Raw genomic sequence first — 12,176 nt, forward strand, 5'->3', positions numbered from 1 at the left:
GATCGATAGAATCGATCTCGTGTCCGTCTAGCGTGGTTCTTTGCCGCCTGAGCTTCAGGAGTACCGTGAATTTTCAGTCGCATCCTCGTGGTAACGAAGGATCCACAGGTGTAAGATCACACCCTTTCTAAATAATGGTATTAGCTTTTCCGAAAAGTGGAGCATTACTCTGTGCTATTCACGGTGCAACAGTAGAAAACACCCTATTTGAAGATGGTGAACACGCTACCAAATTCCGTGCTTTTGAACCTACTCAAGCAGAAGAAACCTACTCCATGGTGACTGCAAACCGTTTCTGGTCTCAGATTTTCGGAATTGCTTTCTCCAACAAACGTTGGTTACACTTCTTCATGTTATTCGTACCTGTAACAGGGTTATGGATGAGTGCCATTGGTATCGTTGGTTTAGCCTTAAACCTACGTGCTTATGACTTTGTCTCTCAAGAATTACGGGCAGCAGAAGACCCCGAATTCGAGACATTCTACACCAAAAACATTTTATTAAACGAAGGTCTCAGAGCTTGGATGGCTCCTCAAGACCAACCCCATCAAAACTTTGTATTCCCTGAAGAAGTATTACCTCGCGGTAACGCTCTCTAAGAAACATACAGGTTGTTTAATAATTAGATAATATCAAGCCCCCTTTGTGGGGCTTCTTTTTAACTTATTCACCCAAAGAAGAATTTAAACCTATGTTTTTCAAGCTTGATAATTTAGGGGAAAAAACCATTAATAAAATTGCCGAAGTTGCTTTATCTACTAAGCTAGAAAAAAGAGATAAACTAGCGGTAAAAGTTAAAACTGATCCGAATTTATTGGCTAAAGGAACCCTCGAATCATTGGTTATTGATTGTCAAGGGTTAATGGTCGAAAATGCCTTGAGAATGGAAAGTATTAATATTACATTGAATAGTATTGCTGTTAGTCCCTTTAAAGCTCTAACAGGTAACATTCAGTTAACCCAACCCAGCCATGGAAAAGCTTGTGTTTTGTTGAAAGAAAAAGATATTACAAGGGTATTAGATCGAGCAATTCTAAGAAAAAAACAGAATGAGATTGTTATTGATGAGCAAGTTGTTAAGGTTAGCTTAAAACAGGTAAAATGTAACCTGTTAGACACAGGAAAGATACTTATTCAAGGGATAGTTAAACGAGAAGATAATCAAGATAATAAGAATGTTAGCTTGGAAATTAAACCAGAAATTTGTCGCTCAGGGCAAGGAATTATTATTGATGAGATCGAATATTTAGAAGAACCTAATTTATCGTCAATTTTACTCAATCCAATTTTACAAGAAGCAAAAAATATCTTAAATTTAAAAAATTTCAAAGTTGATGGTTTTTCTCTCAAAGTTGAACAATTTAATATAAAGCAAGGTGCTTTACATTTGCAAGCTGAAGCAGGAATGACTCATTTTCCTGAGTTTTGACGGGGGATTGTGGTAAATTTATCCGATTAACTTATGAAAACTTTAACCAGGAAACATCTCTTAGTTTTTCTCTCAATCTTTTTGGTGGTTCCCATAGGTTTATATTCTAAGTATTATCAAGGAATAGGTAGTGTCTGGGTAAATGATTATGGTGCAGCTATTTGGTATGAAGTTTTTTGGTGTTTATTGGCCTTTTATTTCTTTTCTAGCAAAAAAGCTATTAAACTTATTCCTATTTATGTTTTTATTATTACCTGTCTATTAGAAATTTTACAACTGTGGAATCCTCCTATATTGGCTTTAATCCGTTCTCATATTTTGGGTAAATTATTATTAGGGACTACTTTTTCTTGGTGGGATTTTCCTCATTATATAATCGGTTGTTTATTGGGGTGGTTATGGTTAAAGTTCATTGAGAAACTAAGTTATAAATCCCATTTAACAGGATGAATTAAGACAACATCATAATAAATAGTTCAAGTTAATAAACAACTAATATTATTACTTTTTTTGACAACTTTACCAATAATTTGACTATCTGTGTAACCAGCTTTGACTAACTCTTGCAAGCAGCGATCGCTATTTTTTTCGGGGATAGAAGCTAATAAACCACCAGAGGTTTGAGGGTCAAATAAAAGAGAAAATTTAGGGTTATTTTCCATATCTTGCTCACTGTTTAAATAAGTGTTATTTTCTAAATTTTTCGGGTATAAAGAACTGGTAATACCTTGTTTACTCGTCTCTATTGCCCCTATTAAAGTTGGAATTTTATCTAAGTTTAATTCTACCGAAACTTGAGATGATTTCATCATTTCTATTAAATGACCAACTAATCCAAATCCTGTTATATCTGTGCAAGCAGAGGCTTCAAATTTTAAGAAGATTTCTGAGGCCTTTTTATTAGATAATAACATAGATTTTATGGTATTATCTATCCAGTATCCTTTCGTTTTGTATTTCATTTCTGCTGCTAATAATGTTCCAGTTCCCAATGGTTTGGTTATAATGAGTTTCTCATCGGTTTGCATCCCACTTTTTTGTAAAATTTGGTTAGGTAAAATAAAGCCATTACAAGATAAACCAAAGCCTAATTTTTCTCCCTGTAAGGTATGTCCTCCCGTTAAAAAAATTTGGTTTTTACTCAAAATTTTGAGACATCCTTGTAGTAATTGATATAAAATTTCTTCAATAATAGAATCAAACCCATAGGGTAATGTTACCACAGCAGAAACACTATGAGCTTTAGCTCCCATTGCCCATAAATCACTTAAGCAATGATTAGTAGTAATCTGTCCAAAAATAAAAGGATCACTAACAAAAATGGGTAAATAGTCAATGGTTTGTACTAATAATTCTTGTTTACTAATATCAATTATGGCTGCATCATCAGGAGAGTTTAAACCAATAACAATTTCTGAATTTTGATCAATTTTCAATCTTTTTAATGTTCTTTCTAATATAGAAATTCCCACTTTAGAACCACAACCATTACAAGGTATAAAATTATTATTTTTTATCTGAGATTCCATAGGAGAAAAATCTTTAAATCTCTTCATAAACTTTCGATCAATATTATCTTTCCAAGTCCATAACCAATCTGCCTCTAAACTTAACTTTCCCCAAGAGGCGATCGCTTTTTTATTTCCTGTCCCAATTAAACTTAAATATAATTTTTGAGGAGAATAAGCTTGTAACTTATTATCTAAAATAATAGACTGTAAATTATTAAATAAAGGTTGACCTTGACGGACAGCAAAAACCCCTGCTTTTGGTCGAGAATAGTTCTCTATTGTGGCAATATCCCCCGCCGCAAAAATATAAGAATGGGATACAGATTGTAAATAATTATTAACTAAAATAAATCCTTTTTTATCTGTCCTTAGTCCCGTCTTTTCTATCCACTGAGGTGCAGAAGCTTGAGTAACTAAAAATACCCAATCTGATCGTATTTCTAGTCCAGAACTACAATTTATTGTATAATTACGAGAAGAATTAGCCTTGATTTCGATCACAGTTTCATTGAGATAAATATTAGTGCCATTTTCTAATAAAAGGAATTGCAATCGTTCACTAATCCAATGATTATGTCCTGTTAATAAACCATCACCTTTATGAATCAAAGTAATGGTTAACTTATCTATCTTTTCCTTGACATTTTCTAGAATATTAGTCAGACAAGTTCTCATATTAAAAGCTAATTCTACCCCCCCTGCACCACCGCCAATAATTGTTAGGTTATATGGTTGTTTAGGATGACTCTCAACGGTTGTTTTTATCTTTTCCCATGCAGTTAAAAACTGACTAACTGGTTTAGCAGGAATAGCGTAATCCGAGGCTCCTAAAATGCTGTTTTTTGCCGGAACGCTACCGATATCAATAGATAAATAATCAAAAGCAATAGGGGGATGTTCTTCACAAATAATTTGCTTATTTTCTAAGTCTAAGTCTTTAACAGTATCTAAATAAAAATTAGCCTGAGCAAACTGAGTTAAACACCGTAGATCAATATGGGTGTCTTCAAAACTATAAAAATCGGCAACTTGACCCGGTAACATCCCCGAATAAGCAGTATGAGTTCTATCAGTAATTAGGGTTAAATGTACCCCAGGAATAGGGTTCATTCCCCACAATTTTAGAACAATAGCATGACTATGACCCCCACCGATCAAAACTAAATTATGAGTTAATTGTGTTAAATTGGATTTCATGAGAAACTAAACAATGAATAATTTTATTTTAGTCAATTTAGGAGAAAAAAGTGTTAAAAATTATTATGATATTTGGTTTAATAGTCACTAATTGGACTATAATGACTTCATCGGCTAAAGCTGAGTTTTGTCGTCAAATTAATGGTCAGCAAATTTGTATTACTAAAATCAAGCGAAGTGCTAAAAATTATTGGGAATATCGTGCTGCTGTTAAAATTGATCAAGAAACAAGACCTATAGAGATTTATAATTGTCGTCAAGGTCATCGTATTACCCAAGAAGGGGAGATTATTCCCTTTAAATCTGATGGGGTTGGTAAGTTAATTTGTCGTGTTTTAAATAAGTAAATTATAAATCATTGACCTATCGTATTGTTATTGAACCAAGACAAAAACAGGGAAAAATTATTAACCTTACCCCTGAACAAAAACATTATTTAAAAAACGTTTTACGCTTAAAAGAGGACAGTGAATTTATTGTTATTGATGGTCACAATCAAACCTATCTTGTCAAACTTAATCAGGATAAGGGTGAAATCATCAAAGAATTAAAAGAACAAACAGAATTACCTATTACTGTCACATTGATGATAGCTTTACCTAAAAATAAAGGATTTGATGAGGTTATTCGTAGTTGTACAGAATTAGGAGTTAACACCATTATTCCTATTATTACTAAACGAACTTTATTAAAACCTAGTTCCCATAAAATAGAACGTTGGCGTAAAATTGTTAAAGAAGCGACGGAACAATCAGAAAGACAAATAGTTCCTATAATTATGGAACCTATGTCTTTTTCTGAAGCGTTAAACAATATGGACAACACTAATAAAAATTGTTATATTTGTGTTGCAAGAAAAAAAGCAAAACATTTACTAACTTATCTACTTCCAGAAATCACTAATTCCGTTATTATTGCGACAGGATGTGAGGGAGGTTGGACAGAAGAAGAAATAGATCAAGCTGAGGATTTGGGGTTTATTCCGGTTAACCTTGGGTCGAGGGTTCTTCGTGCTGTTACTGCACCTTTGGTTGCTCTTTCTTTGGTTGGTGCTGTTGCAGAAAAATATAACTTACAAGATTAGAATATCATTAGATAGACAATGTAGTTAGTGATAGTCCGTAGTAAACCCTTTAGGGTTTATATTCTGTTAAGATAAGAGCTAAAGCTCTTACTACGGACAATTATGTATGAATATAATAAGTTAAGTTTACAAGAGCGACGAGAACTGGTTAACCAAAGATTAGAACGGGGTTTTCCTCCTCATTCTCCTCCTCATCCCATTCAGATAGAAACTTTTTATTTATTAACGGCTGCTTGTTATCGACATCAATCCATTTTAACCACTTCATCCCGTCGTCAACAATTATTAAACCTGATATTTGAACAATTTATTAATCGTGGGTTTGAAATTACAGCCTGGGCTATTTTAATGAACCACTACCATCTCTTAGTTTATGTTCATGATTTTCAAGAACTTGGGTCAATTTTTCAGAAAATTCATGGTTCTACTTCTTATCAATGGAATTTAGAAGATAAACAACGAGGTCGTAAAGTATGGTACCGTTTTTCTGATAGAGCTATCCGTTCAGAAAGACATTATCAAGCTACCTTAAATTATATTCATTATAATCCGGTTAAACATAATTGCGTAGATTCTCCTTATGATTGGAATGAGAGTAGTCTTCATTGGTATTTAGAGGTTTATGGACGAGAATGGTTGAGGGATGGATGGGTAAACTATCCTGTTAGAGATTATGGAAAAGGATGGGACGATTAAAATGTCCGTTCCGTTCCGTTCCGTAGTATGGGCTTTAGCCCTATTCGGGTTAAAAGTCCAAAAAAACCCTAAAGGGTTTACTACGGACGTGAGTTAAGCACTAAAACCCAGATTCCGCACTTCAAAATGTAGTATAAAAAAATACATAGTTTTAAAAAGTCCGAAAATCATACCTGGGCAAGAATATTTCTCTTTTCATTAAATTTTTAGGAAAAATAATCAAATTAAGAAGATTTATACTCATTGAAAACTTAGCAAGACTCAGCACAAACGAAGGAGAGTTTCCTCTTCTCATTTGATATCATTAGACTCTTATTCTTTTATTATTTTTGCTTTATCCAATTCAATTTATAGATAATATCTTTGACAAGATGCAGGTAACAAACTCAATATAAAATGCCTTTCTTCTGTTAAATTGACAATTTGGTTAACTCCGTTTAAAATCACATAATGAATACCTTAAAAACATTGAAATATCCACCTCAAAGTCGGACGCAATGTTACTCTCCCTACTTGATTATTTATTCCTTTTTTGACTCTTTTTAAACAATTTCTTAATTCTCTTTGCCCCAAGTTATAAATCAACAAACACAAAGACATTAAAAATAACATTTTTTCTATTCTTTCTGGTTTTTCAACGAAGAAACTATCAGTAAAAAATAAGGGATCTTTCAAAAATCGAAATCCTCTTTCCGTAGATTGCTGGTTTTTATAAGTTATCAGAATTTCACTAGCTTCTAATTTATTTTCCTCTACTAAGTTAGTTGCTAAAATAAATTTTCCTGCTTCTTTAGTCTTTCTACTTAGGGTTTGCTGAAAAAGTTTCTCCAAAATTTATGCCACTTTTGACCAAGAATTTTCTGACAAATCAATAAGTTTTAGTACATAAAAATTGTTTAAAGTATAATCAAAATTAATGAAAGGCGGTTTGATGAGTTCCCCTGTTCTATTATTAGTAAATAAGGACAAAAAAAGCGACAAAAACTGCCTCAGAAGTTTAGAAAGATTGACAACTAAAAATGTAATAGCAATAGATGTAATGGAGGTTTCAGGGAGTTTTGTCGTAACTGCTCACCGCAACAAAAAAGTCTTATTGAAAAGCACTACAAACAACATCAGTTGAGTCAACAAAAATATAAGCCCTGTGATTTAGCGTAAAATTTAAGCTAATTTATTACGGCTATTTTAATGACTAACATTCCCAGAATCAAGTCTTTTAAAAACCTCAAATAAAAACAACAATATGAGAAAAAAAAGAATAGTAAGATAGTTTTTTGTTAGCGGAGATTATCCGCTAATCCTGTGTATTTTTGTGCAGAGAGATAGGGGGATCAAGAAAAATCTATCCCCCATCGGCTCCGGAGCCTTTTACATCTCTAATCCTGGGGGACTCCGACCAGCTAATGAAAATAATTCGCATAATTGGACAATGGCATTTTGCCCCTGTAATCTCATGGTCTCTAAAAAACTGAACATTTGGGTGACTAACTCTGCACCCCAGTCGCTTCTTGCCCCCCCACTTACTTTGCGGTGAATGACAATGGGACGTAAAGCTCTCTCAGCATCATTATTATCTGGTTTGACTTCAGGATAAGTTAGAAAGGTGAACCACTCTTCCCAATGACGTTTGAGACGGTTAATCAATCTTTGTGCATCATAAGGCCATCCTTTTTTGGGAGTTGCTTTAAAAATCTTTTGCAGTGAGTTCTCGACTTCTGTTCTTTTGGAGCCTAAGTCTTCAAGGGTTAAATTTCGAGCATGATAATGACGATAATGGATACGGGCGGTTGCTAAAACTTGCTGTACATCGGCAGCAAATTCTCGATTCGCTTGAAAACGACTGGTTTTAAGGGACTCTAACTCTCGTTCTAAATGTGCCAGACATTTCTGTTTGGCCATCGCACTTTGTCTAAAGTAGGCACTATAGCAGTCACTGGTGAGGATGCCCTTAAAATCTGCTCCTAACAATTTCTCGACTTCTGCGGAGCTTCTAGTGGGAGCCAACATCAACACACAGACCTCATTTGATGTGGCTACCCAAACCCAATACTTGATGCCATCGATGCAATAACTGGTTTCGTCAACACATCGGATTCCTGGCTGCTGGATGTACTTTAACCACTGTTGGGTCAAGGGTTCTAAACTTTCTTGAAACCATTTGTGCATTTTGGCAAGGCTCCCTTGAGAAATGGGAATGCCAAAGACATACTCTATAAAATGTTCCTGTTTACGCCATGTAAGATTACCCCCATAGCCAAGCCAGCCCACGATGCTACTTAATCGCGCCCCATAACGGAATCCTTCTTTAACTCCCAATGGAACAGGACTGTAATCTGACCATCCACAACTAGGACATTTATAGAATCCGCGACGATATTCCCTGATTTCTATGGGTTGGTCTACTACTTCAGCCACTTGCTGGACTTTTTCGGGAACTACTTCATCTCGTTCCACTGAACCCCCACAAACAGGACAGTTTTCTAGTTCTAAAGTGACTATCTTATCGGGCTGACCAAAACCATTACGGGTCTTCCCTGGGTGGTCATATTTTGGTCCGCGTTTAAATCCTTTTTTGCGTTTCTTTTTGTCAGAAGGCTTTTTTAGTGGGTCTGATGATGGGGGGACTGAACTGTTTTTTGAGTTACGGTTTTTTAGCTTATCTCTCTCTTCTTTCAATTTTTCAATTTCTTGCTGTTGTGTAGAGATTTGTTGTTGTTGCTGGTCAATCAGTCTTTGTTGAAGAGATAACTGTTGTTGTGCCTTGACTAGTGCAGCTTAGCAAAAATAATCTACCAGTCACTTATGATCTTTAAAGCCCTTAAATTTCCAAACGAACGGCTTAGCAAAATGTTGATTAAAGTAATCAATAAAATTGAGAATTTTTTGGGATAGTTCTTCAGTTGAACGGACAGTAATTCTTTTGAGTAAACGCCGGACTAAGATCGAAAACCCACACTCAATTTGATTAAGCCACGATGTATGTTTGGAAATATAAACAAAGCGAATTCGATGAGATTCATCTGATAAAAAATCTGCTCTGCTGTCCATAGATTGCAAAATTCCCTCCTTTCCTTTTCTCCCCAAATCAATAGTAATTCCACAGCTTTCTGCTACTAATTTGACTAAGCTTTCCGATTTATGAGTGTTGAGTTTATCTACAATAAAAATCCATTCTGCTTTTTCATCAATCTTAATCGTTCTCTGGATATGTTCAGAAAAATCTTGTTCTGTTCTTGTCGGTCCAATAGAGGGACTAACAACTTTTCCTCTTGCCACATCCCAGTTCGCAATCAAGCTTAAAGTTCCGTGTCTTTCATATTCAAATTCGATTTTTTCTACTTGTTTAGGCTTGATTCTTTTGTTCGGAAATAATCTCTCAAGAGCTTGAATCCCTGTCATTTCATCTGTACTAATTAAATGAATTCCTTGTTCTAACAAAGTTTTAGCTTCTTGATGAAGTTCACAGATATATTTGACTTGCTTTTTAAATTTTAAGGGATCATCAATTTTGCCATTTAACCAGTACCGAACGAGATGTGCTTGTAATGTCGCTTCTTTTTAAAAAACGCCCCACACTACGGGGGGAAATCTTTTCGACAATTCCTCTTTTTATGGCTTCATCCGCCAACTCTGAAGGTGTCCAATGGCTCACTGGTCTGTCTGATTTTTCACATTCTTCACAAGCGATCGCTACAATCTGGACTACTTGTTCGACCGTAAAGGATTTTGTTGTTCCAGGTCTTGGGCGATCGCTTAAAATTCCTTTGATCAAGACCATTAATGCTTTCTCCGTTACCTGTTGTTCTTCGGCGGCACTCAGTTTTTCTCTCTCCTCAAACCATCGCGATCGCCACTGACGCACTTGTACTCGGTCTAATTCTAATCTTCGACTAATCGAACTATTGCTCTCTCCTGATGCTGCGGCTAAGATTAGCTTGGCTCGTCTAACAAGGCGATAGGGGTTTGTTGTCCCTCTCACTATTTGTTGGAGTACTGTTTTCTGTAGGTTGGAGAGGTTAATTGGCAATGCTTTTATCATGGACATCAACTTCGAGATTCTTCCGTTAGTTTCATTGAAACACATTGTCGTGGCTAGTCACGAAAGTTTCTGTAAAAATCTGGTGGATTACTTTCGCCAAGCTGCACTAGATTAAACTTTTCTCACGGAAGCTACGAAGATCATGGCAAAATGGTCAAATTACTGCGTCAATTGTCCGAAGAATTAGACCTTCCCTTAACCATTTTAGGTGATTTCCGAGAAAGCTTTTCCCATAGGGGGTAATAGCTTGGACTAAAGGCTTTCAAGAAATAAAAGGAACAGAGAGTTAGCAGATCTTGGTACACAACTTTAAAATTTCATAATTGGCTTGTCTGAAAAAACAGAAGAAATAGATTAAAATGAAGAGGTAAAAAGATTAGAGAGAGTAAATTGAAGCTAAAATAGACAAATAATCCCTTAAACCCGTCGATGGTCGATGATTTACGTTTAGCAGCCTCAAAAATGACGGGAGCAGAGCGTCGTTCATTTCAAGCTGAAATGTGTCTCAAGTATTGTGGAGGAAGTGCCAGACAAACCGAAATCGTGTTTGGTTGGGGGAGAAAAAATGTTCAACTTGGATTACATGAAAAACGAACTGGGATAGTGTGTTTAGGATTACAATCAGTCAATAGTGGATGTAAAAAATGGGAGGAAAGATACCCAATAGTTGCCCAATCATTGAAAGAAATAGCCGAAGCTCACGCACAACAAAACCCCACATTTAATAACCCCATTGCCTATACAAGATTAACGGCGGCTGAAGCCATTAAACAATTAAGAAATCTAGGATATAATGGAGAGGAGGTTCCTGCTGCTTCGACAATGGCAGATATTTTAAATCGTTTGGGCTATCGATTAAGAAAAGTGGTAAAAGCTAAACCTAAAAAAAAATCTCGGAGACGGACGCTATCTTCGAGAATATAGAGAAAAAAGATAGAAAAAAAGACCCTTCTGTGAAACGTTTAAGTATGGATTGTAAAGCAACTGTGGAAATAGGAGAATATTCACGTGGCGGACAAACCAGAGGTTATAATCAAGCTCAAGATCATGATATGGGAACTAAAGAAAAATACGTTCCTTGTGGGATTGTAGATGAAGAGACAGGGCAACTTTATGTAACTTTTGGAAGTTCTTATAAAACGAGTGATTTCATGGTAGATAACTTGGAGCAATGGTGGACAAGTCTGAGTATAACTGAAAAGCAGCAACTAGAGAACATCCAAATTAAAGTTGATAATGGACCAGAAAATAGTGGAATAAGAAAGCAATTTTTGAAGAGAATGGTAGAGTTTGCCGACCAAACTAAGAAATCTATTCAATTACTATATTTTCCTCCTTATCACAGTAAATATAATCCCATAGAAAGATGTTGGGGAATTTTAGAGAGGCATTGGAACGGAACACTTCTGAGAAATGCTCAAACGATGTTAGCTTGGGTAAAAACTATGACATGGAAAGGCTTAAATCCGATAGTTAAGTTAAGTAAAAAAGTTTATCAAAAAGGCATTTCTTTAACGAAAAAAGAGATGAAGGAAATTGAGAAACGTTTAGAACGTAATCCTCACTTACCTAAATGGGATATTTTGATTAGACCCAGTTAGTCTAAAAAGTTAATAAGAGTGTAAAATTAAGTGAATTTCCTTTTTAAAAATAGTCAAAGCTAATTTAAAAGTTAGCGTATTTCTTTCTTTTAGATAGGGAGGTTTTTGTTCGCGGAAAGTATCCGCGAACAACTTTTTATTTTTCCCTTTTCGCTTATTTGAGATGTTCTACAAACAGATTCTGAGAATGGGTGGGAAACTTTTTCTTGGAAATCACCTTAGCTTCTTTGAGGTTAGCCCCCATCAAATTAGCCCGACTCAAATCAACCCCTTTCATGTTTGCCCCTTGAAAATCGGTCCTAGCTAAGTTGGCAGCTTGGAGGTTAGTGTAGTAGCTCTTTTTTTCCTGACGCATATTTGCCCCCCTGAGACAAGCACCAGTAAGAGTTGCCCACTTAAGTCTGCCCCCGTAAATCGGCAGAATTAAGTAACATCGAGAAAAGTAGTAAGTAAAATCGTATCCTTAATTTGCCCTTGTAGTGGGTCCGTGAAGAGTCGATCCGTAGTCTGCCCATGAGATCGGCTGAAAAATTGGTCACTTAGTTGGTCCACAGATATCTGGGTAAATGGGGGTTAAATAGACAAAGAATACGCGGGAAACGGTCATAAGAAGCGGTAA

Annotated in this window: 9 protein-coding genes and 5 pseudogenes; 7 read left to right on the plus strand and 7 right to left on the minus strand. The window is 35.6% G+C overall.

From position 1 onward, the window contains the following. Nucleotides 1–152 precede the first annotated feature (152 nt). The 3 genes and pseudogenes from CWATDRAFT_RS24790 to CWATDRAFT_RS24800 form a co-directional block, all read left to right on the plus strand. Nucleotides 153–599 (plus strand): annotated as a pseudogene (locus CWATDRAFT_RS24790) (photosynthetic reaction center family protein); the annotation flags it as partial. A gap of 92 nt (nucleotides 600–691) precedes the next feature. After that, on the plus strand, nucleotides 692–1,429 hold the full coding sequence (locus tag CWATDRAFT_RS24795) for an LmeA family phospholipid-binding protein (RefSeq protein ID WP_007307578.1): 738 nt from the start codon (nucleotides 692–694) through the stop codon (nucleotides 1,427–1,429). A gap of 33 nt (nucleotides 1,430–1,462) precedes the next feature. Then, a complete protein-coding gene (locus tag CWATDRAFT_RS24800; RefSeq protein ID WP_007307579.1) occupies nucleotides 1,463–1,879 on the plus strand; it encodes a ribosomal maturation YjgA family protein in 417 nt (138 codons plus the stop codon). A gap of 26 nt (nucleotides 1,880–1,905) precedes the next feature. On the opposite strand, the gene selD is transcribed toward CWATDRAFT_RS24800, so the two are convergent. Beyond that, nucleotides 1,906–4,137 carry a selenide, water dikinase SelD gene (gene selD / locus CWATDRAFT_RS24805; protein ID WP_007307589.1) on the minus strand — a complete coding sequence of 744 codons (2,232 nt, stop codon included), beginning with the start codon at nucleotides 4,135–4,137 and terminating at the stop codon, nucleotides 1,906–1,908. Between the two features lie 101 nt (nucleotides 4,138–4,238). On the opposite strand from selD, the gene CWATDRAFT_RS24810 reads away from it, so the two are divergent. The 3 genes from CWATDRAFT_RS24810 (at nucleotide 4,239) to CWATDRAFT_RS24820 (ending at nucleotide 5,917) form a co-directional block, all read left to right on the plus strand. Further along, nucleotides 4,239–4,484 (plus strand): hypothetical protein, encoded by a 246-nt coding sequence (locus tag CWATDRAFT_RS24810; protein WP_007312637.1) that lies wholly within the window; start codon nucleotides 4,239–4,241, stop codon nucleotides 4,482–4,484. Nucleotides 4,485–4,495: 11 nt separating this feature from the next. Further along, nucleotides 4,496–5,221, plus strand: coding sequence for a 16S rRNA (uracil(1498)-N(3))-methyltransferase (locus CWATDRAFT_RS24815; protein ID WP_007307581.1), 726 nt, complete (start codon nucleotides 4,496–4,498; stop codon nucleotides 5,219–5,221). A gap of 102 nt (nucleotides 5,222–5,323) precedes the next feature. Continuing rightward, entirely contained in the window at nucleotides 5,324–5,917 is a 594-nt protein-coding gene (locus tag CWATDRAFT_RS24820; protein ID WP_007307582.1) for an REP-associated tyrosine transposase, read from the plus strand. A gap of 348 nt (nucleotides 5,918–6,265) precedes the next feature. Here the strand turns inward: CWATDRAFT_RS24820 and CWATDRAFT_RS34585 are convergent. The 5 genes and pseudogenes from CWATDRAFT_RS34585 to CWATDRAFT_RS24845 form a co-directional block, all read right to left on the minus strand. Further along, nucleotides 6,266–6,730 (minus strand): annotated as a pseudogene (locus CWATDRAFT_RS34585) (IS1634 family transposase); the annotation flags it as partial. A 21-nt stretch (nucleotides 6,731–6,751) separates the two neighbouring features. Then, a pseudogene (locus CWATDRAFT_RS34590) lies at nucleotides 6,752–6,985 on the minus strand (IS5/IS1182 family transposase); the annotation flags it as partial. A 300-nt stretch (nucleotides 6,986–7,285) separates the two neighbouring features. After that, nucleotides 7,286–8,686: pseudogene (locus CWATDRAFT_RS24835) on the minus strand (IS66-like element ISCwa4 family transposase); the annotation flags it as partial. 27 nt (nucleotides 8,687–8,713) lie between these two features. After that, nucleotides 8,714–9,355 (minus strand): transposase, encoded by a 642-nt coding sequence (locus CWATDRAFT_RS24840; RefSeq protein ID WP_007307586.1) that lies wholly within the window; start codon nucleotides 9,353–9,355, stop codon nucleotides 8,714–8,716. A gap of 64 nt (nucleotides 9,356–9,419) precedes the next feature. Next, nucleotides 9,420–10,001, minus strand: a complete 582-nt coding sequence (locus CWATDRAFT_RS24845; RefSeq protein ID WP_007307585.1) for a helix-turn-helix domain-containing protein — start codon at nucleotides 9,999–10,001, stop codon at nucleotides 9,420–9,422. A 453-nt stretch (nucleotides 10,002–10,454) separates the two neighbouring features. Between CWATDRAFT_RS24845 and CWATDRAFT_RS40460 the strand changes: the two are divergent. Continuing rightward, nucleotides 10,455–11,557: pseudogene (locus CWATDRAFT_RS40460) on the plus strand (ISAzo13 family transposase). Between the two features lie 154 nt (nucleotides 11,558–11,711). Here the strand turns inward: CWATDRAFT_RS40460 and CWATDRAFT_RS41985 are convergent. Beyond that, nucleotides 11,712–11,912, minus strand: coding sequence for a pentapeptide repeat-containing protein (locus CWATDRAFT_RS41985; RefSeq protein ID WP_007307584.1), 201 nt, complete (start codon nucleotides 11,910–11,912; stop codon nucleotides 11,712–11,714). Between the last annotated feature and the right edge of the window lie 264 nt (nucleotides 11,913–12,176).

Origin of the sequence: Crocosphaera watsonii WH 8501 (genome assembly GCF_000167195.1) — a bacterium.
Taxonomy (GTDB): Bacteria; Cyanobacteriota; Cyanobacteriia; order Cyanobacteriales; family Microcystaceae; genus Crocosphaera; species Crocosphaera watsonii.